The organism is Larkinella soli, assembly GCF_003703975.1.
GTDB lineage: Bacteria > Bacteroidota > Bacteroidia > Cytophagales > Spirosomataceae > Larkinella > Larkinella soli.
This window is the reverse complement of record NZ_QTJY01000036.1, coordinates 1-23,963: the sequence shown is the minus strand read 5'-3', so window position 1 is coordinate 23,963 and position 23,963 is coordinate 1. Positions and strand designations below refer to the sequence as shown.

The 23,963-nt window shown below is 53.9% G+C and carries 28 protein-coding genes; 6 read left to right on the top strand and 22 right to left on the bottom strand.

The window, feature by feature from the left end; all coding sequences use genetic code 11:
- Positions 1-9: 9 nt before the first annotated feature.
- From DX909_RS28980 to bshA, 7 genes are all read right to left on the bottom strand, one after another.
- Positions 10-507 carry an NADH-quinone oxidoreductase subunit C gene (locus DX909_RS28980; RefSeq protein WP_128548779.1) on the bottom strand — a complete coding sequence of 166 codons (498 nt, stop codon included), beginning with the start codon at positions 505-507 and terminating at the stop codon, positions 10-12.
- Between the two features lie 8 nt (positions 508-515).
- Positions 516-869 carry a hypothetical protein gene (locus tag DX909_RS28975; protein WP_128548777.1) on the bottom strand — a complete coding sequence of 118 codons (354 nt, stop codon included), beginning with the start codon at positions 867-869 and terminating at the stop codon, positions 516-518.
- A gap of 37 nt (positions 870-906) precedes the next feature.
- Positions 907-1,536, bottom strand: a complete 630-nt coding sequence (nuoB, locus tag DX909_RS28970; RefSeq protein WP_128548775.1) for an NADH-quinone oxidoreductase subunit NuoB — start codon at positions 1,534-1,536, stop codon at positions 907-909.
- A gap of 155 nt (positions 1,537-1,691) precedes the next feature.
- Positions 1,692-2,177, bottom strand: a complete 486-nt coding sequence (locus tag DX909_RS28965; RefSeq protein ID WP_128548773.1) for an NADH-quinone oxidoreductase subunit A — start codon at positions 2,175-2,177, stop codon at positions 1,692-1,694.
- Between the two features lie 6 nt (positions 2,178-2,183).
- The gene (locus DX909_RS28960) at positions 2,184-2,804 is read right to left on the bottom strand and encodes a sterol desaturase family protein (RefSeq protein ID WP_128548771.1); all 621 of its coding nucleotides are present in this window, start codon (positions 2,802-2,804) and stop codon (positions 2,184-2,186) included.
- Between the two features lie 85 nt (positions 2,805-2,889).
- Positions 2,890-4,221 (bottom strand): NAD(P)/FAD-dependent oxidoreductase, encoded by a 1,332-nt coding sequence (locus DX909_RS28955; RefSeq protein WP_128548769.1) that lies wholly within the window; start codon positions 4,219-4,221, stop codon positions 2,890-2,892.
- Positions 4,222-4,327: 106 nt separating this feature from the next.
- Positions 4,328-5,467 carry an N-acetyl-alpha-D-glucosaminyl L-malate synthase BshA gene (bshA, locus tag DX909_RS28950; RefSeq protein WP_128548767.1) on the bottom strand — a complete coding sequence of 380 codons (1,140 nt, stop codon included), beginning with the start codon at positions 5,465-5,467 and terminating at the stop codon, positions 4,328-4,330.
- Positions 5,468-5,656: 189 nt separating this feature from the next.
- Here bshA and DX909_RS28945 point away from each other — a divergent pair, with 189 nt between their 5' ends.
- Positions 5,657-6,526 (top strand): geranylgeranylglycerol-phosphate geranylgeranyltransferase, encoded by an 870-nt coding sequence (locus DX909_RS28945; protein WP_128548766.1) that lies wholly within the window; start codon positions 5,657-5,659, stop codon positions 6,524-6,526.
- 1 nt (position 6,527) lies between these two features.
- Here DX909_RS28945 and DX909_RS28940 read toward each other — a convergent pair whose 3' ends face one another.
- Positions 6,528-7,106, bottom strand: coding sequence for a hypothetical protein (locus tag DX909_RS28940; RefSeq protein WP_128548764.1), 579 nt, complete (start codon positions 7,104-7,106; stop codon positions 6,528-6,530).
- 167 nt (positions 7,107-7,273) lie between these two features.
- On the opposite strand from DX909_RS28940, the gene DX909_RS28935 reads away from it, so the two are divergent.
- On the top strand, positions 7,274-7,654 hold the full coding sequence (locus DX909_RS28935) for a MerC domain-containing protein (RefSeq protein WP_128548762.1): 381 nt from the start codon (positions 7,274-7,276) through the stop codon (positions 7,652-7,654).
- Here DX909_RS28935 and DX909_RS28930 read toward each other — a convergent pair.
- Positions 7,648-8,757 (bottom strand): FecR family protein, encoded by a 1,110-nt coding sequence (locus DX909_RS28930; RefSeq protein WP_164851450.1) that lies wholly within the window; start codon positions 8,755-8,757, stop codon positions 7,648-7,650. The two genes, DX909_RS28935 and DX909_RS28930, sit on opposite strands and share 7 nt — an antisense overlap.
- A gap of 179 nt (positions 8,758-8,936) precedes the next feature.
- Between DX909_RS28930 and DX909_RS28925 the strand changes: the two genes are divergently transcribed.
- From DX909_RS28925 to DX909_RS28915, 3 genes are all read left to right on the top strand, one after another.
- A complete protein-coding gene (locus DX909_RS28925; protein ID WP_128548758.1) occupies positions 8,937-9,542 on the top strand; it encodes an RNA polymerase sigma factor in 606 nt (201 codons plus the stop codon).
- 177 nt (positions 9,543-9,719) lie between these two features.
- Complete coding sequence (gene ffh, locus DX909_RS28920; protein WP_128548756.1) at positions 9,720-11,039, top strand: signal recognition particle protein; 1,320 nt, start codon at positions 9,720-9,722, stop codon at positions 11,037-11,039.
- 5 nt (positions 11,040-11,044) lie between these two features.
- Positions 11,045-11,509, top strand: coding sequence for a hypothetical protein (locus DX909_RS28915; RefSeq protein ID WP_128548754.1), 465 nt, complete (start codon positions 11,045-11,047; stop codon positions 11,507-11,509).
- Positions 11,510-11,544: 35 nt separating this feature from the next.
- Here the strand turns inward: DX909_RS28915 and DX909_RS28910 are convergent, their stop codons facing one another.
- Both DX909_RS28910 and DX909_RS28905 read right to left on the bottom strand, forming a co-directional pair.
- Positions 11,545-13,239 carry a S41 family peptidase gene (locus tag DX909_RS28910; RefSeq protein WP_128548752.1) on the bottom strand — a complete coding sequence of 565 codons (1,695 nt, stop codon included), beginning with the start codon at positions 13,237-13,239 and terminating at the stop codon, positions 11,545-11,547.
- 159 nt (positions 13,240-13,398) lie between these two features.
- Complete coding sequence (locus DX909_RS28905) at positions 13,399-15,423, bottom strand: acetoacetate--CoA ligase (protein WP_128548750.1); 2,025 nt, start codon at positions 15,421-15,423, stop codon at positions 13,399-13,401.
- A 188-nt stretch (positions 15,424-15,611) separates the two neighbouring features.
- Here DX909_RS28905 and DX909_RS28900 point away from each other — a divergent pair, with 188 nt between their 5' ends.
- The gene (locus tag DX909_RS28900) at positions 15,612-17,441 is read left to right on the top strand and encodes a pseudouridine synthase (RefSeq protein WP_128548748.1); all 1,830 of its coding nucleotides are present in this window, start codon (positions 15,612-15,614) and stop codon (positions 17,439-17,441) included.
- A gap of 153 nt (positions 17,442-17,594) precedes the next feature.
- On the opposite strand, the gene DX909_RS28895 is transcribed toward DX909_RS28900, so the two are convergent.
- The 11 genes from DX909_RS28895 to DX909_RS28845 form a co-directional block, all read right to left on the bottom strand.
- A complete protein-coding gene (locus DX909_RS28895; protein ID WP_128548746.1) occupies positions 17,595-18,086 on the bottom strand; it encodes a hypothetical protein in 492 nt (163 codons plus the stop codon).
- Positions 18,087-18,202: 116 nt separating this feature from the next.
- The gene (locus DX909_RS28890) at positions 18,203-18,652 is read right to left on the bottom strand and encodes a hypothetical protein (protein WP_128548744.1); all 450 of its coding nucleotides are present in this window, start codon (positions 18,650-18,652) and stop codon (positions 18,203-18,205) included.
- A 98-nt stretch (positions 18,653-18,750) separates the two neighbouring features.
- Complete coding sequence (locus DX909_RS28885) at positions 18,751-19,080, bottom strand: hypothetical protein (RefSeq protein WP_128548742.1); 330 nt, start codon at positions 19,078-19,080, stop codon at positions 18,751-18,753.
- A 140-nt stretch (positions 19,081-19,220) separates the two neighbouring features.
- Positions 19,221-19,685 (bottom strand): hypothetical protein, encoded by a 465-nt coding sequence (locus DX909_RS28880; RefSeq protein ID WP_128548740.1) that lies wholly within the window; start codon positions 19,683-19,685, stop codon positions 19,221-19,223.
- A gap of 23 nt (positions 19,686-19,708) precedes the next feature.
- Positions 19,709-20,224, bottom strand: a complete 516-nt coding sequence (locus DX909_RS28875) for a hypothetical protein (RefSeq protein ID WP_128548738.1) — start codon at positions 20,222-20,224, stop codon at positions 19,709-19,711.
- Positions 20,211-20,666 carry a hypothetical protein gene (locus tag DX909_RS28870; RefSeq protein WP_128548736.1) on the bottom strand — a complete coding sequence of 152 codons (456 nt, stop codon included), beginning with the start codon at positions 20,664-20,666 and terminating at the stop codon, positions 20,211-20,213. Before DX909_RS28870 ends, DX909_RS28875 begins: the two co-directional genes overlap by 14 nt.
- A 143-nt stretch (positions 20,667-20,809) precedes the next feature.
- Complete coding sequence (locus tag DX909_RS28865) at positions 20,810-21,259, bottom strand: hypothetical protein (protein WP_128548735.1); 450 nt, start codon at positions 21,257-21,259, stop codon at positions 20,810-20,812.
- Positions 21,260-21,354: 95 nt separating this feature from the next.
- On the bottom strand, positions 21,355-21,840 hold the full coding sequence (locus tag DX909_RS28860; protein WP_128548734.1) for a hypothetical protein: 486 nt from the start codon (positions 21,838-21,840) through the stop codon (positions 21,355-21,357).
- Positions 21,818-22,312 (bottom strand): hypothetical protein, encoded by a 495-nt coding sequence (locus DX909_RS28855; RefSeq protein WP_128548733.1) that lies wholly within the window; start codon positions 22,310-22,312, stop codon positions 21,818-21,820. The genes DX909_RS28860 and DX909_RS28855 overlap by 23 nt, the downstream gene beginning before the upstream one ends.
- Positions 22,313-22,493: 181 nt before the next feature.
- Positions 22,494-22,943, bottom strand: coding sequence for a hypothetical protein (locus DX909_RS28850; RefSeq protein WP_128548732.1), 450 nt, complete (start codon positions 22,941-22,943; stop codon positions 22,494-22,496).
- A gap of 12 nt (positions 22,944-22,955) precedes the next feature.
- The coding region (locus DX909_RS28845) for a hypothetical protein (RefSeq protein WP_164851448.1) at positions 22,956-23,963 on the bottom strand (1,008 nt) is incomplete at its 5' end.

Genomic DNA, 23,963 nt, shown 5'->3' with positions numbered 1-23,963 from the left:
CGGCTTATTTTACTTCACTTTAATGCCGTGGTACGTGTCGAGGTCCTGATAATCTTTCCGAAGGGGATGGCCCACCCAGTCGGCCGGAAGCAGGATCCGGCGCAGGTCGGGGTGGTTGTCGAACCGGATGCCGACGAGGTCGTAAATCTCCCGTTCGTGCCAGTCGGCAGTCCGCCAGACGGAGCTGACGGTCGGCACCGCCGGCAGGGGCTGCTCGTCGGTATTTCGCGGCACGATCACCTTGAGCACCAGGTTATGTTCGTAGGGGATGGAAGTCAGATGGTAGACGACCTCCATCGTAGCCGCCTGGGGGCCGTTGTCGATCCCGGTCATGCAGGCCAGCAAATCGAAGAACAGCCGGTCGTCGTCGTGCAGGAATTCGCAGACGGAGGTAATGTGTTCCGTCGCAACCACCAGAAACGGCTGCGGATTCTGCGTATGGGCCTGCCCGATCACGTCGGGGCCGAAGCGGCTGAGAAGGAGGTCGTATAGTTCCGAAAAAGACATCTGGTGCGTCAGCGTATGGAAATTACGGTGATTTCGTCGGCTTCAAACTTGCTGCCCCAGCCGCATTGCACCGTTTTTTTCCTGCCGGTCAGCCGGAATTTGATCGTTCCCTGCTTCTGGTAGGTCTGCGGCCCGACAAAGTTCTCCACTTTTGCGACGGATTCCGCATCCGGAGCGTATCGGATCTGTTTCTGCGGATCTTCCCAGTTGAGAGTGACGTGGGTTTCGCAGCCGTCGGCCGGCAGCCAGTTGGAATTCAGCATAGCTTGTACCTCCTGTTCAGGATCGGGGTCGGAAGACTTTTCCGTTTCCGAGCAGGACAAGACGCCGAAGGTGAGCAGGAGGGCAAGAATCGTTTTCATAGGGGTGACGAGTTTGTTTTTCCCAATGACTCCGGTTTCAGGCAATCGGTTGGAACGGTTCTTCCGTTCCCGTCACTTTTTGCGGTTCTTCGCCGAAATGTTCGGCAAAAGCGGGTTTCTGATCCCGGGCCGACGCATTTTCGGCTTCCATTTCCAGCAGGGCGGTCGGGGCGGGGTCTTCCGTCAGGCGCGTGTTGCGGATCTTTTCCTGAAGTTTCAGGAAGCCGCCGATCAGCGTTTCCGGCCGGGGCGGGCAGCCCGGAACATAGACATCCACGGGAATGATGCGGTCGACGCCCTTGACGACATGGTAGCCGTGCTGCCAGTAAGGGCCACCGCAGTTGGAGCAGGAACCCATCGAGATCACATAGCGCGGTTCGGGCATCTGTTCGTAGAGCCGCCGGATGCGGTCGGCCATCTTGAACGTGACGGTTCCCGAAACGATCATGACGTCCGACTGCCGGGGGGAAGGCCGCGGAAAAATGCCGAACCGTTCGAGGTCATAGCCCGACGCGAAGGTCTGCATCATCTCGATGGCGCAGCAGGCGATGCCGAAGCCCATCGGCCACAGCGACGAAAGCCGCGCCCAGTTGAGCAGGTCCTCGGCGGTGGTCAGCAGCACCCCGCCTTCCCCGGATTTGAATTTCTGATCTAATAAACCGCTCATTGGTTATCTGTTTTTTTACCCCCAAATCGAAGCGCCGGCCCCTCGGAGGGTGTTTGGGGAAGCGTTTTTCCTCCCGCTGACCACCCCCCGGCCCCCTCCTTACCAAGGAGGGGGTGGCTCCGCAGGGTTTGAATCTGGCAGCGCACTCCCCCTCCTTAGTAAGGAGGGGGCCGGGGGGTGGTGTACTTCTGATTGATTTTCTCGTACAGTGACGCCGGCACCGGCGTTTTCAGTTCCGGTATTTTGGGCTGCGGACGCACCCAGTCCAGATAGCCCTTCACCCAGGCGTAGGCCAGACCGAGCGCCAGCAGGGCGACAAATACCAGCATCTCCATGAGGGAAAACCAGCCCCAGAGACCATTGGTTTCCTCGATCAGCGATTTCTGCCCGAAAACCGTCGCCCACGGAAACAGGAAGACCAGTTCCACATCGAACAGCACAAAGATGATGGCAACGACGTAGAACCGGACGTTGAACTGGATGTTGGCGTTGCCGACGGGTTCTTCGCCGGACTCGTAGGTGGTCAGTTTTTCGAGATTCGGGCGGTTGGGCCGTAACAGGCTGCCCACAAACAAAACCAGCCCGACAAACGCCAGGCCGGTAATGATGAATAGCAGGATGACCCCAAAGTCGGATAGCATCAGCGGTTATTTCATAAACGTCCCGAACACGTAATCCCAGAGGGGAGACGAGACACCGTAGTTTTTATCGTGGCTCTTATAGTGATGAACCGCATGGTTGACCCATAGCTTCTTGAAAAGGTTCTTCGGCGGGGGATAGGCATGGACGATAAAATGCACGAAAAGATAGCCTGAATATCCTACCAGAAAGCCGGGGAAAAAGGCATACGATGCTTCACCAAGGAGCAGGAAAGTGACGCCGAAGAGGGCGGCTCCTACAAAAATGGCGGCTGCGGGCGGCATGGCCAGCCGGGTCTTATCCTTCGGGAATTCGTGGTGAATACCGTGAAAGGTGTACTGGATTTTCGCCTTGACCGGCGTGTCGGTATCCATGTGAAAGACGCCCCGGTGGGTAGCATACTCGACCAGCGAGAAGACAAAGATACCGGCAAAAAACAGAAAACCGATCCAGCCTGCCGACATTTGGGTATAGGTAAAGGCATACCAGCCCAATACGGCGGACGTCACAAGATAAATGGTAATCGGAACGGAGATGTGGGTGCGGGATAATTTTTCGAGAATCGGATTGTCAAACAGGGGTCTAGTCCCGCTGTTTTTCGGCTTGATTCGAGTTACAGTCTCTTCCATAATGTCAACGTTTGGATGAATTTGTACCTGTTGTTCGCAAATGTATACTGCTTTTCAAATGATAGTCAAATAAGTTGACCATTATCTACTTTGTGACCAGCTGGTCCTCCACCTTCTGTTTCATGGCCTCGAAATTGCCCTTCGGCAGTTTCGGCTTGATGATCAGCCGCAAAGACTGGTCATCGCTCAGGTAATTCCACATCCAGTTGATAAAAATCAGCAGCCGGTTTTTAACCCCGACGATGGACATGAGGTGGACGAACAGCCACACCATCCAGGCAAAGACGCCCTGAAAACTCCAGAACGGCAAATCCACCACCGCCTTGCCCCGGCCGATGGTCGCCATCGTACCGAGATCCTTATACGTAAACTCCTCCATCGGTTTCCCCTTCACCGTCCGGATGAGGTTGGCCGCCAGGTGCTTCCCCTGCTGAATGGCAGGCTGGGCGATCTGGGGATGGCCGTTCGGGTATTTCTCCTCGGTCATCAGGGCGACGTCGCCGATCGCAAAAATAGTATCAAATCCCTGAACCTGACTATAACGATTTACGAGTATACGTCCGCTTTTGTTAATAATTTCGGCCGGCAGACCGACCGGCGGAGTGGCCCGGACCCCGGCGGCCCACACCAGGTTGTTGGTACGGATCGTGGAGCCGTCGGCCATGAAGACCGTCTTTCCGTCGAAATCCTGTACGCGGGTGTTCAGCTGGACGATGACGCCCAGTCTGGTCAGGTATTCCTGCGATTTTTCCTGCGATTCCTTCGACATCGGCCCGAGCAGTTCGCCCCCGGATTCGATCAGGTAGATCTGCATGCGCTTGAAATCCAGCTCCGGATAATCGCTCGGCAGCACCGTCCGGCGCATTTCGGCGAAGGTTCCGCATAGTTCGACACCCGTAGGGCCTCCACCCACTACGACCACGTTCAAAAAACCTTCTTTTTCGTCGCTGCTGTCGACGGAAAGGGCATCTTCGAAATTTTGCAGAATGCGATTTCGGAGCGTGATGGCTTCGGAAACGGACTTCATCGGCAGGGCGCGCTCGATGATGTTCTTCATTCCGAAGAAATTCGTGTCGGCTCCGGTGGCGATGACGAGGTAATCGTATTCGATCGGCCCCAGGTCGGTATCGATGGTGCTGGTTTCGGGATGAACCTGCGTAACGCTGGTCACCCGGATGTGAACGTTTTTGCAGTTCTGGAAAACCGCCCGGAGCGGAAACAATATGGAACTCGCTTCCAGCCCGGATGTCGCTACCTGATAGTACAGCGGCTGGAACTCGTGGAAGTTATTTTTATTGATCAGTACGACCTGAAACTCTTTCCGGCCGGCCAGCTTGCGGGCGAGCCTCAACCCTCCGAACCCTGCCCCTACAATCACTACGCGTTTCCGGTCGGTACGTGGAATGTTTGGGTTCATGATATATGAAATTACACCCTCTTTCGGGATAACTCCAATTGGCTCCGTAAGGTTTCAACCACTTTTTCGAAAAGGTTGATTCCTGAAGCGCCGACTCGCCCGGATTTTAAAAAACCTTCTCCCGGCTTTCGAGCAGAACTTTCTCGTAATAAGCCTCATACTGGGGCAGGACGTGGGAAATTTCGAACTGCTTGGCGCGTTCGAGGGCGTTGTGCTTGAAAACCGGCAGGTTGTCGTCCTGCAGGATGAACAGCGCGTTTTTGACCATGTCGTCCACGTCGCCCACTTTGCTCAGGAAACCCGTCACCCCGTGAACGTTCAGTTCCGGCAGTCCCCCGGCGTTGGACGTGATCAGCGGAACTTCGCAGGCCATGGCTTCCAGAGCCGCCAGCCCGAAGCTTTCATTTTCCGACGGCATCAGAAACAGGTCCGCAACGGACAGTACCTCCTCCACGGCATCGAGCTTGCCCAGAAACCGGACGTCTTCGTAGATGTCCAGATCCCGGCACAGCTTCTCGATCCGGGCGCGCTCCGGGCCGTCGCCCACCAGCAGCATCTTGCTCCGGACCTGCTTGTTGATCTTGTAGAAAGCCATCACGGCGTCGTCGATGCGTTTCACGCGCCGGAAGTTGGACGTATGGACGATCAGTTTCTCCCCGTTGGGACAGATGGCGGTTTTGAAGTGCTCCTTGCGGAGCCGCTTGAAGCGGTCGAGGTCGATGAAGTTGGGAATCACCTCGATATCCCGGCGGATGGAGAACGTATCCAGCGTCTCCTGCCGCAGATTTTCCGATACCGCCGTCACCCCGTCCGACTCGTTGATGCTGAACGTCACCACCGGCTCGTAGGAAGCGTCTTTTCCGACCAGCGTGATGTCCGTTCCGTGCAGCGTCGTCACCACCGGCACGAACCGCCCCTGCGACCGCAGAATCATCTTGGCCATGTAGGCGGCCGAAGCGTGGGGAATGGCGTAATGTACGTGGAGCAGGTCCAGATTCTCGTATTGAACCACGCTGACCATCTCGCTCGCCAGGGCGGTTTCGTAAGGCGGAAACTGAAACAGCGGATAGGTAGGAATATTGACTTCGTGGTAATAGACGTTCTCGTTGAAGAAATCCAACCGGGGCGGTTGCTGATAGGTGATGAAGTGGATTTTATGCCCGGACTTAGCCAGTCCTTTGCCTAACTCGGTCGCTACAACGCCACTTCCCCCGAAAGTCGGGTAACAGACAATACCAATTTTCATGAACGGTTGAATGTTGGATTAGTAAACGGCTGAATCCGAGGGTATGGACGCAGCAATTCGACCCTTCAACAATGCATGCATTCCTCATAGTTCAAAAATCGCCGGGCCGGAAGGAAAGATTTTCAGTGTACGGCGGATTCGGCCCGGAAAGCGTATCTTTGTTTCCCTGAATCGCGCTGTTTTTCAGCCATGACCCGGAAGCTTCCTTTTTACGTCTTCGTGCTGGGTTTCCTGCGGCTGATCCGGGTGCAGAACCTGTTGATTATCGTCGGAACGCAGTATCTGGCCCGTGTGGCCCTGATCGGCCCGCGGGACCGCTGGACCAGCCTGCTGCTGGACCCCCGGCTTTTTTTGCTTTCGCTGTCCACCGTCTGTATTGCGGCTGCGGGCTATATCATCAATGATTATTTCGACGTCAAGATCGACATCGTCAATAAACCGGAGCGGGTCATCATCGGCCGGTATCTGAAGCGGCAAATTGCGATGGGAGCCCACCAGGCCCTGAATTTCGTGGGCATCGCCATCGGCTTTTACCTGAGCAAGTGGGTCTTTCTGGTCGACGTGCTGTCGGTGACGCTGCTGTGGTTCTACTCGGCCCGGTTCAAGCGTCAGCCGTTCGTCGGTAATTTCATCGTGTCGTCCCTGACCGCCCTGTCGCTGATCGTGCTGGCGGTCTATTACCGCCGGCAGGTCGACCTGCTGCTGATCTATGCCCTGTTTTCGTTCGTTATCTCCCTGGTGCGGGAGATCATCAAGGACATGGAGGACGTGAAGGGCGACGCCCGGTTCGGCTGCCGGACCCTGCCCATCGTCTGGGGCCTCCGCCGAACCAAGCAGTTGCTTTACCTCATCATCGCTGCCTTTATTACCTCCCTGTTTCTGATTGCGGATTCCCTCCAGAACCAGCAGCTGGGCTGGATCTTCGTCATTCTCCTGATCCCGATCGCCTGGCTGGTGTTTCGGCTGGTGCGGGCCGATACCCGGCGGGATTTCGCCTACCTGAGTTCGCTCTGCAAGCTGATCATGCTGATCGGGGTGGTCAGTATGGCGTGGGTATGACTCAATTCACCGCCAGGTCGAACTCGATATTGACGTCGTCGCTGCCCGGAGACGCCGTCCCGTTTTTCGAGGGCGTCCCGTTGACGGGCGGCTGGTGGCGGAGCTGAACCCGCAGTTTACCCGTGCCGGCCGCGCCGGTTGCAAACGTTCCCGTCAGGCCGACGGGCAGATTCCGGGAGTCCTTATCGCCGTAAGTGTAGGTTCCCAGGGGGGCGGGCGTGACGGTATAAACCAGCAGGTGCTCGTCCCGCTGCTCGTCGATTTCTTCGGTGGTATTGACCGCCGGGCTTTTGCTTTCATCCAGCAATTCTACCGTCAGACCGTAGGTTTTTCCGGCGCTCAGGGTGATTTTGTCGAACGTCGTGGGAGCCTGTCCGCCGTCGCCGTCCGGGTCGCGGTAGGCAAAGGTCCGGGTCGTGGTGGTGCCCTGCTCCGTGAATTTCAGCCGTACCGTCGTAATCAACTCGTTTTCATCGCCCGGAATGGGCTCGTCGGCTTTGTCTTTGCAGCCGCCCAGCAGGGCCAGCGCGGCCGACAGCATGACCATCCAAACCTGGTGTTTTGCCTGAAATGCCTTCATTTTTACTGATTAATGGGGTTAAATACTAAAGACACAGGTGTCTGATGCGGCAAATTTAAGCAGACGCAACAACGTTGCAAAAATAAATGCAACTTTATTGCAAAAATCTTGTTGAATAGCTAAGCTTGTTTTTACTTTGCAGGGATCAATTGCGCAGCGTGGCTATTATGAAAGCAGATTTTCTTGACAGAAAGGCCGATTACATTGGGATCAGCGGATCGGTTTTGTGTGTTATTCACTGCCTGATTACTCCCTTTTTGCTGGTGTCGTCTTCTTTTCTGGCCGATGATGCGGTGCGGGTCGGTTACCTGAGCCTGGATTACGTGTTCATCGGAGTGAATATTCTGGCCGTCTATTTTGCCACCCGTCATTTTGCCTCGCCGGCCGTCCGGGTGGGACTGTGGAGCTTCCTGGTCCTGTTCGCCGTCGCCATTCTTCTGGAAGATTTCAGCGAGACGTTCGAATACCTTGGATATGCGGCCTCGTTCGGTCTGATGTCTATGCACCTGATCAACATCCGCAACCACCGGCTTCGTCACGCTCACTGAACCCGGCCCGGTTCCCGGCATCCCGCCGTGGTCAGAATTACCTTTCCGTCCGTTATTTCGTAGTAGGCGCCGATGTCGTCGCAGATGATCCGTAATTGCTCAAAAAAGGCAATGCCGGTCAGCGAAGCCGTCAGGCGGCATTTTTCAAGCAACTTTTCATCACAGACGATGTCGATGCCGAAAGTTTGCCGGAGTTTCGCCAGAACGGCCGGGAGCGGAGCGTCGGTGAACTCCAGGGAAGTGGCTTCTCCCGTCAGCGGAACAGGCTTCGCCACGAGTTGTTTCTCAAACGTTTCGCGATTTTCCCGGTAAACGACCTGCTGATTGGGCGTCAGCACCACCCCCGGCATCACGGAAGTGTCGTCGTTGCGTCTTCTTTCGAATTCTTTCCGGGTATATACGGTCACCAGGCCGTTCCGGACGCTCAGGACCGTCTGCGCGTGGGCGGTTTTCACCGAAAAACCGCTTCCGGTTGCCCGCGCCACGATGTCTCCGGTATAGAGCAGAAAAGGGCTTCCGGTGTCGGAGGCAATTTCGAAATCGGCGTCACCCGTCAGAATTACCGCCCGGTATTCCCGCCCGAAGCCGACCCGGTGCTGGACGCGGCTGTGAGCCTGAAGAAGAACCGAACTGCCGTCGGGCAGCGCCACCCTCACCGGTTTACGAGTATGGTTGACCTGCTCGACGACCTCATCCGGCGGATGGTGCGTCGGCAGAAAGCTGAGCAGGGAGGGCGGCATGCCCAGAACACCCCATACCAGCCAGGCGGCCCCCAGCAGGAACAGCAGCCCGATGCCGGCCGCCCACCTCCGGGAAAAGCGCATCGGAAAAGCCGGGTAACCGGTTTCCGCGCCGGAATTTCGGACTCGGCGCATAATCTGGGCGGTTTCCTGGGTGAGCGTCTCGGACCGCACCGGCGGCTCCTGGTTGACCAAAGCCTCCAGAATATCCTTTGCCAGCAAAGCTTCCGACCGGTTGGAGTGCGCCTGCTCCATCCAGTTCGTCCAGAATCCGGTGGCCTCCGCATCCCGGTGGCATACCCAGGCAATGAACGAATCGTCCGTCAGAAAATCACCGGCTTTATACGCTTGATAAGACTGCATAGCCTGCCTGGCATTTTTCATTTTCAGGTATATAGGAAAGATTTTCAGGCAGATACCCATTCCTTTGAAAATTTCTTTCCGACCGTTGCCTTTAAATACGTTAACAAATACTGAATTTCTTTAAAAAATGCAGTAATTTGGCCGATAAGTTAAAAAGGTCATTTGAATCCTTGATGGCGATGGCAGACTCGTTACCCTCCCGTCGGTTGCAGTCGGAAGAAAACCCGCTCACCCAGCTGCCCGATCCCCTCCTCTGGAAGCGGGTCCGGGCGGGCGAGGAGCGTGCTTTCGAGGAACTGATCCGGCGGTATTATCCTCCTCTTTATCAGTATGGTTTGCGGTATACGCGGGACATGGACCTGCTGAAGGACAGCATTCAGGACCTGTTCGTCGAACTCTGGATCTATCACCGGAATATGGCCCAGACCGAGTTTGTACGGGTTTATCTCTTCAAGTCCCTTCGCCGGAAAGTCTTCCGGAATGCCGCCGGAGAGGGCAGCCGCGAACCGCTGGACGAAGAAGCCGTCGACCATTTTCTGATCTCCGAAAATGCGGAGGACGAACTGATTCAGACTGAATTGTCGGCCTATCAGCGGAGCCGCCTGCATGCTCTGCTCCGCACGCTTTCCAACCGCCAGCGGGAGGCCATTCACCTCAAGTTTTTTGCGGCCCTGTCCAACGAAAAAATTGCCGAGGTAATGGGGCTGAACTACCAGTCGGTCGCCAACCTGCTGCACCGGGCCGTCAACCGGCTTCGGGAAGGCTGGCATACGCTTCTGCAATAACCCGCCTGAGCGCAGGAACCGAGTTGACGGACGTTTTCAAGCTGCCTTAAAATCATTAACTTTGTGTTTCCCTCCCGGCCGTCGGTCCTGCCTTCGGTGCTGCAGAGCCGGATTCGACCGGTTTTGCGGAATCGAACGCGGACCAAAAGGGTTATGTCGGGGTAAAAAGTCAGAATCATGTTTGAAAATCTTCAGGATAAACTCAATCAGGCGTTCAAAACCCTGAAAGGTCAGGGCAGGATTACCGAAATCAACGTAGCCGCAACGGTCAAGGAAGTGCGCCGGGCCCTCACCGACGCCGACGTCAACTTCAAGGTCGCAAAGGAAGTGACCGACCGCGTCAAGGAAAAAGCACTGGACCGCAAGGTCCTCATCGCCGTCGAGCCGGGGCAGCTGTTCGTCAAGATCGTGCAGGAGGAACTGACCGAGCTGATGGGCGGGGAGGCCGAGGGAATCAACCTCAAGGGAGAGCCGGCCGTCATCCTGATCGCCGGTCTGCAGGGTTCCGGGAAAACTACCTTCTCCGGAAAGCTGGCGTCGTTCCTCAAAAAACAGGGTCGCAACGTCATGCTGGCCGCCTGTGACATTTACCGCCCGGCGGCTATCGACCAGCTGAAGGTGCTGGGAGAACAGATCGGCGTGGAAGTATATGCCGAGCCCGAAAATAAAAACGCCGTCGAGATTGCCCGAAATGCGCTCTCGCAGGCCCGGAAGACCGGCAAAAAAGTAGTCATCGTCGATACCGCCGGCCGTCTGGCCGTGGACGAGGTGATGATGAAAGAGGTCGAGGACCTCAAAAAAGCACTTAATCCGTCCGAAACGCTGTTCGTCGTCGACTCGATGACCGGTCAGGACGCGGTCAATACCGCCAAAACCTTCAACGACCGGCTGGACTTCAACGGGGTGGTGCTGACCAAACTCGACGGGGACTCCCGCGGGGGAGCCGCCCTCTCCATCCGGGCCGTCGTCAGTAAACCCATCAAATTCATCAGCACCGGTGAAAAGATGGAAGCCCTCGACGTCTTCTACCCCGACCGGATGGCCAGCCGGATTCTGGGCATGGGTGACGTCATCTCGCTCGTCGAACGGGCCCAGCAGGCCTTCGACGAAGACGAAGCCCGCCGGCTGAGCAACAAGATGCGTCAGAACAAGTTCGATTTCAACGACTTCCAGGCGCAGCTCCAGCAGATCAAGAAGATGGGGAACATCAAGGACCTCATCGGCATGATTCCGGGCATGGGCAAAATGATCAAGGACCTCGATATCGACAACGACTCGTTCAAACCCATCGAAGCCATCATCGGCTCCATGACGCCGAAGGAGCGCGAACGGCCCGACATCATCGACGGAAGCCGTAAAAAACGGATCGCCACCGGCAGCGGCACCTCGATCCAGCAGGTGAACAACCTCCTGAAGCAGTTCGACGAAATGCGGAAGATGATGAAGAAAATGAATACCATGCAGGCATCAGGCAAACTGAGCCGGATGATGAAGTAGGAAGAATGAAAAAATGGTTCGTCCTTCCTGTGGCCTTGTTCAGTTTCTCCGCATTCGGTCAGGCTTCCATCGCTTATTATCCCTGGCAGGATTATTTCCTGACCGTCAGCACGAACCCGACACGGGCGGTCTGGCTGGATTTCCGGTTACAGACCAATACGCTGCTCGGCCAGTTCAATACCGCCGTCGTGCCGCTGATCAACGTCAAACGGGCCCCGACCTACCAGATTTATCTCGGACCGGGCGTCGAGTTCAGCGCCGTCAATGCGGCTCTGGGCAATGAATTTCTTCAAAATGCGTCCTTTCATGTCGGCACCCGGATTTCGCCTTTCGCTGTGGCGCCGAACTTTCAGGTCGCCTTCGAACTGGCTCCGACGGTCAACGTCAACAATGAAAGCGGGGTGCTTCGGTCCCGGCTGGGCTTTGCCTATATCTTTCGCAAAAGAAAAACCGCTGCGGTGAATCCCTAAGGACATCGCAGCGGTTTCCTGCCGTTCAGGCTTTCTTATTGCTTGCTCGTACGGGTCGTATACTGGCCTTTTTCCAGCATCCGGGCCTGATCGAAGAGCGTCAGGGCTTTGCGGTAGGTTTCATCCGCATCCGCCATGATGGCGAAGAACTCGTTGTTCAGCCCGTCGCGGTGGCCGCGCTTCCAGACATACTGGGCGATATACGCCTTCAGCTGCGTCTGAATGTATTTTTTCGACCGATTGTATTCCGCTTCGTTGAATTTCACGCCCTGGGAGGTCGCGTCGTCGGTCAGCCGTTTCATCATGGCGTCGCTCACCGTGAAGTTTTTCCTGTAGGCGGTAAACCCTTCTTTTTCAAGTTGCTTTCCATTCTCGTTGGCGTATTCCATCGCCATCTCCCGAACGATGTTCTTGTTATACAGCTGAATCAGATACTTGGTCATGAACAGCGTATCCCGGGGTACGAAAATGTCGGGTGTAATTCCGCCGGCCCCGAAGACGGTGCGTCCACCGGAGGTTCTGAACTTGTATTTCGGGTCGTTCCTGATGCTGTCGGCGATATAGTATTCACCGTGCTTGCCGCGGGCCTCCAGTTCCTTTTCGTAATCCTCATTGCCCTTGCCCAGGGTATACGGCTTCTGGATGCTCCGTCCGCTCGGGGTATAATACCGGGAGATCGTCAGCCGCAGCTCCGAGCCGTCGGTCAGCATGACCGGCATCTGGACCAAACCTTTCCCAAACGAACGCCGGCCCACGATCAGCGCCCGGTCGTGGTCCTGCAGGGCGCCGGCTACGATTTCCGAAGCGGAAGCGCTCCCCTCGTCGACAAGCACGACCAGCGGCCCCTCCTCGAACTGACCCGAAATCCGGGCTTTGGTCTGACGGTCGTAGCGGTCGTCTTTTCCGTCGGTATATACCAGCAGTTTGTCGCCGGAGATAAACTCGTCGGCCAGGCTCGTGGCCCGGTCCATGTAGCCGCCGGGGTTGTTCCGCAGGTCCAGTACCAGTTGGCCCATGCCCTTCTGTTTCAGCGACGCCAGGGCTTTCCTGAACTCGTCGTAGGTGGTTTCCGAGAACCGGTTGACTTTGATATAGCCGGTTTTGTCGTCGATCATATAAGCGGCATCAACCGAGAAGGTCGGGATCCGGTCGCGCAGGACGGTGAAGGTCAGCGGTTTTTTCTCGCCTTTCCGCATCACCACCAGTTTTACTTCGGAGCCCTTTCGGCCGCGGAGTTTCTGAAATACCAGAGCGTTGTCGAGTTTGCTGCCGGTCATTTCCGTGTCGTCCACCCGGATAATTTTGTCACCACTCATCAGACCCGCCGTTTCGGAGGGGCCGCCGGCGATGGGCGTAACCACGTAAACCGTATCCTTGTAGATGTTGAATTCAACCCCGATGCCGTCAAAACCGCCTTCCAGCTGCGTCCGTGCCGCGACGGCGTCCTGCGGATTCAGGTAGGTGGTATGCGGGTCCAGTTTTTCCAGCATCTTGGAGATCGAGTAGTCGACCAATTCATCGGTATTGACCGTATCGACGTAATTGTTTTCGATCAGCTGAAGGACCTCCTTAAACTTTGAATACCCCCGACCGATGTTGTTCAGACTCTTTCCTCCCCCAAAAAACGTGGCGCCGATCAACATACCGGCCGCCAGCGTAATACCGAGCAACATCGGCAGCCGAACGGTCGCCTTGTCGTTCTGAATTCTCTCACGTTCATTCTCTCCCATAAGACTTCTTTCTTGATTTTATGCTTCAGGTCGTAACGTTCAGGGGAACCGGATCCGGCTTCCGGGCAGGAGCGTTCCGGATAATGTGTTAACAGGAAAATACGGACAAATTGTTTGCCAAACGCGAATAAAGTTACACAAGATAGGGCAATGTCGCTATCAGGCCATCACATCCCCTTTCAGCGTGTCGGCCAGTTCGATATAAGGATCCAGCGCAGCAGGGTTGCGAAGCGTATCGCGGCTGGCGGCCCGCTCGGGTGACGCGCCCATCAGAATCTTCTTCACGGGCATCTCGACTTTCTTCCCGCTGATGGTGTAGGGCACCACCGGCACCTGGTAGATAGCATCCGGGACATGGCGAGGGCTGTACTGGGTCCGCAGGGCCTGCCGGATGCGCTGCGTAAGGGCATCGTCGAGGGTCAGGCCGTCGCTCAGCACCACGAAGAGGGGCATAAAATATCGGCCGCCGGGCAGGTCCAGGCACACCACGAGGCTGTCGGTCACTTCGGGCAGGCTTTCCACCGCGCTGTAGATTTCGCTCGTACCGATGCGGACGCCGTCGCGGTTGAGGGTGGCGTCCGAGCGGCCGTAGATGATCACCGAGCCGCGGTCCGTCATTTTGATCCAGTCGCCGTGCCTCCAGATGCCCGGAAATTGCTCGAAATAGCTGGATCGGTACCGCTGGTCGTCCGGGTCGTTCCAGAAATGAATCGGCATCGACGGCATGGGTTCGAGAATGACCATCTCCCCGAGTTCGTTCCGGACCGGACGGCCGGCTTCGTCGAACGATTCGAGTTTGCAGCCCAGCAGGCGGCACTGAATCTCGCCCTCGTAAACCGGCAGGAAGGGACAGCCCCCCACAAAACCGCTGCAGATGTCGGTGCCGCCACTGAACGAGATGAGCCAGACGTCTTTCCGGACGGCTTCGTACACCCAGCGGAAACCTTCCGGCGGCAGGGGAGAGCCCGTCGAGCCGATGGTCCGCAGCTGCTCCAGGCCCGAGCGGCCGCTCAGGTTCAGACCAGCCCGCATACAGGCCAGAAAGAAAGCCGCCCCACCGCCGAAGTGGTTGACTCCGGTCCGGGCGGCCAGATTCCACAGCACTTCGAGATTCGGATGGCCGGCCGCGCCGTCGTAGATCACCAGCGTAGCCCCCACCAGCAGCGAGGCCACCGAGAAGTTCCACATCATCCAGCCCGTGGTCGAATACCAGAAGTAACGATCGCCGGGCCGGACGTCCTGGTGCAGGCTCAGCGTTTTCAGATGCTCCAGCAGACAGCCGCCCACGCTGTGGGTGATGGCTTTGGGCTTGCCCGTCGTCCCGGACGAATACAGCACCCAGAGCGGATGCCCGAACGGAACCGGCTCGAACACCAGCGGCTCCACGGCCTCGTCGTTCAGAACGTCGCTCCAGCGGACGGTATTTTCCAGCTCGCTGTCGGGGTCAAGGTAAGAAAGCCAGACCACTTCCTTGACGGTAGGCAGAGCCCGCCGGAGGTCCCGCATGGCGTCGGTTTTGTCGATGGGTTTGCCGTTGTAAGTATAGCCGTCGGCGGCAAACAGCACTTTGGGCTGAATCTGCCGGAAACGGTCCAGGATGCTGGTCGTGCCGAAATCCGGTGAACAGCTGGACCAGACCGCCCCCACGGCGCTGCTGGCCAGGAAGGCGACGACGGCCTGCGGAATATTGGGCAGAACCGAAACCACCCGGTCGCCGGGCCGGACGTTTTTTGACCGGAGAAAATGAGCAACGGCCGCCACCTGCCGTTCGAGTTCGGCCCAGGAGACTTCCTCAAGCGTCTGCTTCTCCGACTGAAACAGCAGCGCCGGGCGGTCGTAGGTCCGGTTGCGGAAAATATGTTCGGCATAGTTGAGGGTGGCGCCCGTGAACCACCGCGTACCGATCATACCGGACGGGGGTTTCACCACCACCTCTTCATAGGCACTGTAACTCTGAACGTCGAAAAACTGCCAGATGCTTTCCCAGAAATCCTCCAGGTCGGTGGTCGACCAGTCCCACAGGTCATGATAATCCCGGAAATAAAGGCCTTTTTTTACAAACAGCCAGTCGAGATACCGTTTCAACTGCGACTGCTCGATCTGCCGGCGGTCGGGTTTCCAGAGCGGTCCGGGCCCGGCCGATGGGTCCTGCCGGGTTTTAAGGGTAGAATGAGTGGAAGCCATGATCAATGTAAATCACCAACTCATTGAATTGTTTTCGGGTGAATTTATGTTACATTTCGGTACAAAGTCAGAAGTTAGGATAAATTACGCTAACTTTGCAGCCCATTTCCAGGGGTGTCCTCAAAAAGGCTGATTATCAATGCCGTTCTTAGGTAGTACAGCACAACAGTAGCGATACTGCAATTTTCATGAGCAAGAAGAGAGAAGAATCTTACGACCGCCGTGAGGGCAGGTCGGACGAATCGCGCCGGGAAGAACCGGCCAACCGTTTTTTCAGCAAGGTATATCGCGGAAACTCTGATGACCGGAACGGCGGCCCCCGCCGGGACGACCGGCCTGAAGGCCGCTCCGGCCGTTCGGGCGAACCCGGCTCCCGGCCCCGCTTTGAAGGCGCTCGCGAACGGCGCGATGACCGCCCCCGCGGAAACCGTGAGGAAGGCCGGAGCTTCGACCGCGACAACCACCGGGGCGGACGCAGCAGCCGTCCGTCCTCCGATAACGATAATCGATTTAACCGTCCTACCGACTCCCGGTCCGACCGCCCCGAACGGCGGGAAAACCGCTTCGGCAGCGAACGAAGCTACGGCGACCGTTCCGGCGACCGTTCCGGCGACCGTTCCGGCGACCGTTTTTCTGACCGGGGCGATCGTTCCGGCGACCGTTTCAATGAGCGCTCCGGCAGCCGTTCTTCCGACCGGGGTGACCGTTCCGGCGACCGTCCGCGTTACGGCCGTTCGGGTGATTCGGAATCGCGCTTCGGCGCTCCCCGCGAACGCCGGGACGACCGTCGTGGCCCGGACCGCCCCCAGGGTGGTCGCGATGAAGGCCGGCCGTTTCGCCGGAACGACCGCGGAGACGAACAGCCTTTCGAGCCGCGCCGGAAAAGCTTCGGATGGGAAGACCGCCCCGAACGCCCAAAACCTGCGGAAGAGGATGATCGCTACAACCGCCACGACCGGCCCCAGGGAGCGGGCCCCCGTCGGGAAGGCCGCGAAGACCGTTTCCGGAACGGCGGCCCGCGCCGGGAGGAAAGAGAAGGGCGTTTTGACCGCGACCGTCGGGACAGCCGGCCCGATCCCCGATCCGAAAGACCGCGTGACGACCGTTTCGGCGGCAATCGCCGGGAAGCCGGTGACCGCGACGACGCCTTCCGGCAGAAGGTCGAGGAAAGCCGCGAGCGCCGGGTAGGCCGGCCGCGGGCGCCGGAGTATGATGTCGACCGGATGAAGGAGAAGTTTTCCGAAAGGCGCCAGCCGCGGGATAAAAAGGCCAAAAAGCCGGTGAAGAAGGAACATACCGCAGCCGACGACGGCCTGATTCGTCTGAACCGGTACATTGCCAACGCCGGGATCTGTTCCCGTCGGGATGCCGATGCGCTGATCGAAAACGGCGACGTCAGCGTCAACGGCAAGGTGGTGACGGAAATGGGGTATAAGGTAAAGCCGACGGACGTCGTCAAATACGGCAACCGGGTGTTGAACCCCGAAAAGATGGTGTATGTGCTGCTCAACAAGCCGAAGGATTACATCACCACGACCGAAGATCCGAACGACCGGCATACGGTGATGGATCTCGTGGCCGGAGCGACACCGTACCGGATTTATCCGGTCGGCCGACTGGACCGCAACACGACGGGTCTGCTGCTGCTGACCAACGACGGAGAACTGGCCGAGAAGCTGACGCATCCGTCGAACGAAATCCGAAAGATTTACCAGGCCGAACTCGACAAGCCGATTACGGACGAGCATTTCGAAGCCATCCGGAACGGGGTGGAACTGGAAGACGGTTTTATCAAGCCGGACGATCTGGGCGTCGTAACGCCGGACGCGCAGGTGGTCGGGATTGAAATTCACAGCGGCCGCAACCGGATTGTCCGCCGGCTTTTCGAACACTTCGGCTACGAGGTGACCAAACTGGACCGCACGACCTACGCCGGTTTGAACAAGAAGGACCTGCCGCGCGGCAAATGGCGGTATCTGAGCGAAAAGGAAGTGATTCGATTGAAGTTTCTGCTTTAAATTAAAAGTGAAACACCGGCCAGATGGCCGGTGTTTTTGTTTTAGCGGAGTCTATATTTTACCAAAAGATCGGTCCGTAATTTTCCTGGCAGGAAAGGAACCAATAGAATAGGCAGGGAAATAACATTCGCCAATACAGACAAAATTTGTGGTTCAGGTTTTATAAAAATGGTGATAAGTAATCTGCCAGTGCCCCTTATCATCCTTATTTAGTTTATAGACGCAGAGTAGGCCAATACCTTTAAATCTAACTACCGTCTCAACCTCTCCATTTGATTTAAAATCTAATTTCCCAACCGTCATAAAAAATTTCGGCTGGTTTCCTATTATTAGTTCATCGCTGGTAGAGTCAACCTCTACAAAAGCGACAGATCTCCCATATTTTCGAAGAGGGAGTTTGGAGTGAATAAGCGGTCCTTTAACGATCTTTAATAGCTTCCCCTTAAAAGCAAAACTTAAGAGGGAATCTAAAGCATAGTGATCGATTATTTTCTGAAGGACTTCGGTAGTATCACGGTCTGTAAAAACAGCAATAATACCCTTTGGAGAAGAAGTTTTCGTTGAAGTCTTCCCTTCTTGCCGACAAGCGGCAAGAAGGGAAGATCCAGCAAAAATAATTATTGATAAAAAAGAGCTTATTCTCATGGATTAAATTATTTTTTCTTAAATAAGCGGTATTTAAGCTGCTCTGCATTCTGTTTGGTAATGGCGTATGTGACAGGAAAAAGAAGCCGTGTCTTGTGAAGGACACGGCTGAAAATCTATATAATATAGAACTGTCTCCAAACAATGATCCATCCCTTCTGCGGCTTGCGCAAGAGCTTAAATTCGCCACCTCGACCAATATCCAGAAAAGTCAAATCGACATGGGCAGTACTATCGGTCGGAAAACGAAATATGTTGATAGTAGCAAAAAACTTCGGTTTGGAGAAAAGAGAGTCCATCAGGGAGGAATCCGCCTGGGGATACGTTACCGGGCGACCATTAATCACCATCTTTGTGCCGGGGTTGATAAATTTATTAGGCAAAATCCGTATCGGCTGCCCTTCAAACGTTCTCTCCCAGTCCGGTTTAAAGGCATCAATCACCGTTTGCAGGACGATGGTCGTATCGCCGTTGATTACCGCTCCAGATTGATTGTTTTTTGTTGATTGGCAGCCGGTAAACACCCAGGCAAGTAAGCACAGAAGCAAGATGGGACGAATTTGCATCCAGATAGTTTAATTAACGTGTGGACTGATTTATTCGACTAACTCCTGAAAATGCCCACACCTCTCAACCTAGGTGTGGGCATAGACCTATGAAAGGGTTAAATTTTACCAAAGATCCTTTTAGTGATCTGCCATCGGTCTTCCTGTTTGGTAGCAATAAAATCGGCTGCGGTGCCTGATCCGCGGAAGATAAGGACGATTTTAACTTCCCCGTTGGGGAGCCTCCGGAAGACGGATACATTGCCAAAGAACCGGCCGGGGTAGTTCAGTCGAATCTCACTGGTTGTGGAGTCATAATCGACAATAGCAATTGGCTTTCCATGTAGGAATAATTCATAATCCTGCTGAACAAACTCATTTCTAACCAGCTTCAATGATTGGCCGGAAAGAGTAAATTGGAAAATTGAATCCAATTTAGGATCTTCCAAAGCCGTTCGGATAACTGCTATCGTATCCTTCCTTGAGAAAATTTCCTTGTTGTTATGCGGCTTTTGCCGGGATGACTTCCACAGGAGACCAATAGGAAAATACTTGCAACAGGTAAAAGAAACGATTGCCTTTTCATGTGTTAGGTTACGGAAATTTCGATTACTAAAAGGTGGTTTTTTCGATCTAGTACCACAAGTTCATAATTACCGGGATCCTCCAGGATCTCTTTCTGAACGAAACAGTGAACCAGATTTGCTGTAGAATAGCGATGCCGATTGTGACCCAGTGGCAGGTAGCTTCTAATGGATCGGCCACTTTTATTATATCCTTCTTTCAGACAGGCCTTTTCCACTTCTTTAAAGTTCTCCTCAGTCAGGTGCAATACGATCTGAAGGGTGCCATCTCCGAGAAATGGCATCCATTGTTCGTCAAATGTCTCTACCTCGGCATCGTTGGTGATGGGTAAGTCGCTGACGGCGCGGGCTACCTTATGGGCGGTTCGGGGCGGCAGGGATTCGTAATACTTCCAATAGAGTCCAACCAGGACCAGAAACATCGATACGATAAATCCTGTAAAGGCCATTTTGGCCATTAGTAATTTCATGTCCATGTTCCTCTAAAAAGACGCTAAAACTTACCGGTATTCCGCTCGGTTATGCGCCAGACACCTGTTGGATCTTTGACAAACTTATAGCGACATAATAGGCCAATTCCCCTCCAGCTCATGGTGACTTCGGCCTGGTTAGGCTCCAATCGCCGGATGCGGTCTACATGCGCAAAGAACCTGGGTTTGTCCCACATCAGTAGTTCATCGGAGGTTGAGTCAATGTCCGTAAACACTACCGGTTTGTTATCGTAAGTCAGGCTATAATGCTCCCGAATGACCTCATTCCGAATAATTTTAAGTGGTCTGCCTTCAAAGGCAAAAGACAGCAAAGAGTCCAGTTCTTTATCTTCAAGCATTGTTTGCAGCAAGGCTACCGTATCAGCTTTAATGAATCCCTCCCGATTCTGATTGGAAGAACTGGATGTCCCATGACAATTCAGAAAGAGGCAAAACGATCCTAAATAGCCAATGGTGAAAATGCAATTGGTCAGGAGTTGAATCGGAATCTTCATATTCTGCTTATCAAAGAAATCCATATTCTCTCTGAATTATTTTCCAACCGGAAGTCTGTTTGTGAACCTGGTAGATTGCTGTCCGTTGGATGCCCCAGAAGACGACTACCACTTGTACCTTATCGGCGGATAATTGCTTAAAGGTTGGAACGCGGGCAAAATAGGACCTGGGGGGCTCTTGGCGATTCACCTGTTCGATCGTTGAGTCATAAGGCACAATAGCTACGGGTTGATTATTGACGTTGAGCCGATAGGAAGGCCGGACAACTTCACTCATAACTAACCGCAATGAGTGGTTCCTGTAGGCGAATGCAATTTTATCCTTCAATTGTTCGTCATCGAAGACTTGTTGTAAAACGGCTACCGTATCCGCACTGGTAAGAACAGCCTTCTCTGCTTTATTATCAGGATTACAGCCTATTGACGTAAGGAGAGCCAGTAGACGCAATTGATTTTTTATTTTCATCTCCTGTAAAATTTGTGCAGTACGTTAATAATTGAATACTGCTCCCAAAATGGGAAAAGAAAAGATGAGTTATCTCACAAATCGCCCTATTGGAATCATCAGATATTAAATAAGCAGTGACCTAAAAAGGTCACCGCTCTGAATTAAATTTTATAAAGCTGTTGTTTGATAATCACCCAGCCTGTGCCCCGCTTTCGAAGCAATCGAAACTCTCCGCCGTCTCCAATGTCCCGAAAGCTGATATCGACATACGCCGTGCTATCGGTCGGAAAGACGAATTCCTCGATCGTGGCGAAAAACTTCGGGTCCGTTAACCTTCGGTCTATTCCAGAGGAATCAATTGCTGAGAAAGTTACTGGCAGACCATTAATTTTGATGGTCATACCCGGCCTAATAAACCGATTCGGTAAAATCCGCATGGGCTGTCCTTCAAACGTTCTCTCCCAGTCCGGTTTAAAGGCATCAATCACCGTTTGAATGATCTGCGTCGTATCGCTGTTTGTTAACGCTGTAGATTGATTGTTTTTTGTTGGCTGGCAGCTCGTAAGCCTCCAGGCGAGTAAGCACAGAAGCAAGATAGGGAGGTTTTGCATCCAGATCGTTTAATTAACGTGTGGGCTGTTCTATTTGACTAACTCCCAAAAATGCCCATACCTTTGTTCAGGTTTGGGCATTATATTACGGAAGGTTAAATCTTTCCAAAGATTCTCTTGGTGATCTGCCATCGGTCTTCCTGTTTGGTAGCAATAAAATCGGCTGCGGTGCCTGATCCGCGGAAGATAAGGACGATTTTAACTTCCCCGTTGGGAAGCCTCCGGAAGACGGATACATTGCCAAAGAACCGGCCGGGGTAGTTCAGTCGAATCTCACTGGTTGTAGAATCATAATCGACAATAGCAATTGGCTTTCCATGAAAGAATAACTCATAATCCTGCTGAACAAACTCATTTCTAACCAGCTTCAATGATTGGCCAGGAAAAGCAAATTGAAAAATTGAATCCAGCTTTGGCTCTTCTAAGGCAACTTGAATGATTGCGACTGTATCCCTTTTAGAAAATAATTCGCCGTTGGCCGTTTCCTTTTTTTGACATGAGAAAAGCCAACCGAATAACAAAAGCCATATGAAATAACTTTTTATTAATCTTGACATCTTATTTAGCCTGTAAAAAATCATAGCTGTATTGGCTGGCGTTCTTCTTGTTAATTAAAACTTTAAAAACTTGCTTTTCAAACTGGTCACCAAATTCCAAAGGAGGTACTTCTTTAATCCCATTTGAAAATGCGCCCCAATGAACGAATTCATGAAGCAAGGTAACAGCCAATAAAAAAGCAGTTGCTTGTTGGGTGCTCTTGAGGTTAGCCTTTTCAAATCCTCTGACAAAAGCTATCTCTAGTTCTACAGCCGTTTCCGGTACACCCGGGCAAAGACAGTGACCATATATATTAGGTCCTTTGATTGCCCTTAAATCATAGATTTTCAAAACCGGCCCCTTGCCGAACTTGAGCAGCTCCCTGATCTTGGTCGGTGAAAAACCCGACCATTTCACCAGGGCATCCATCACCTTCGGATTGTTTTGTACAAATGAAGGTAAGGTCCGGACAACTTCCGCAAACCTAGGATACTTCGCTATATCCGCAGCCGACATCACAAACGCCTTGCTGCCGTCCGGCTTGCTGCCCCCGAAGCACTCACCAGACTCACGATGCTGTTTATATTTGAATAGAGTTTACGGCGACAGAAAAATGAATAGGCTAACTTGCCATTCAACCTACTAGATTCATCAGATAATGAAATAGGTAGCGGCCTTTTTTAGCCACTGCCTTGGGCTAAATTTTATAAAACTGTTGGTTAACGATCACCCATATCTTCTTCGGTTTCTTCAATAGTCGAAATTCTCCTCCTTTTCCAGTATCTTGAAAGGTAAGATCGATATGAGCTGTACTATCAGTTGGGAAACGGAATATGTTGATAGTAGCAAAGAATTTCGGCTCAGCAAAGACCGAGTCCATCAGCGATGAATCCGCTTGGGGATACGTTACCGGACGGCCTTCAATAAGTAATTTGGTACCTGGTCTAATGAATTTATTAGGTAAAATCCGCATATTCTGTCCTTCAAAAGTTCTCTGCCAATTAGCCTTGAAGGCAGTAATGACAACTTGTAGGACTTGATTGGTATCGATTCTGCTGAGTTGACTAAGTTCGTTTTGTTTCTCATTGCGGCATGAAACGAGAAAAATGAATAGGAATCCAATGTTTAATAGTCCAGAGCTTTTCATTGCTTAAGTGCCTCATTTTTGAACAAAAGTGTAACTATAACTGCCGGCATTGACTTTATTGATGATCACTCCATAAGTTGCTATTTCGAAGCTCGATCCCATCTCATATTCTTTCCCATTAATGACTTCACTTAACTGGTTAATGTCTCGCCCGTAATGCACAAATTCATGTAGGAGTGTTACCGCTAATAAAAATGCAGTCGCTTGCTTTGTGCTTTCCAAATTAGCTTTTTCTAAACCTCTTACCCAGCGCGCCGTAATGTAAAGATTAGGGGTCCCTGCAATAAAATGTCCAAACCTGGGTCGTTCTGTTTCTTCCACCACGATGGTTGGTCCTTTCCCAAACTTCAGCAGCTCGAGGATTTTATTTTCACTGAAGCCGGAAAAATATTTCAGCGAGTACATCACTTTCGGATTGCGTATGACATAGTCCCGCAGGCTTCTGACAATCTCAGCTAACCTGGGATACTTCGCCACATCCGCAGCCGACATCACAAACGCCTTGCTGCCGTCCGGCTTGCTGCCTCCCGAAGCACTTACCAGGCTAACAATCCGAAACGGCAGCACCGTCGAGTACTCCTGAATCACCAGCTTCTCCTGATCCGTGAAGGTGATGGCCGGACTGCGCTGGGCCATGTAGTTGTAGTAGCCGTCGATGTTGCCGGCTCCCCCGTAGCCGGCATAGCCCCCCGCTTTGGTAGGCATCACCAGCGTGCCCGGCGAACAGACTTCCGACTGCACCCCCTCATAGCGGTAGACCGGGTCCACCGACCCGCACACGCCCCGCGCCAGGGCAATCTTCTCGTCGCCCGTCGGAAAGAACACCGGTCCGTTGACGTAGCCCGAACCCGCCGAGCCGCTGCCGCCCACACTGCCGGCTCCCCCCAGCTGAGCCGCACGCACCATACTGATGGGGCAGCCGCTGCCCACATAACCGATCAGCGACAGGTACTGGCGGTAGTCACAACCGGCCCGGCGGCCCCGGCGGGCGGCCTGTTTGTCGCTTTCCAGGACGATGCG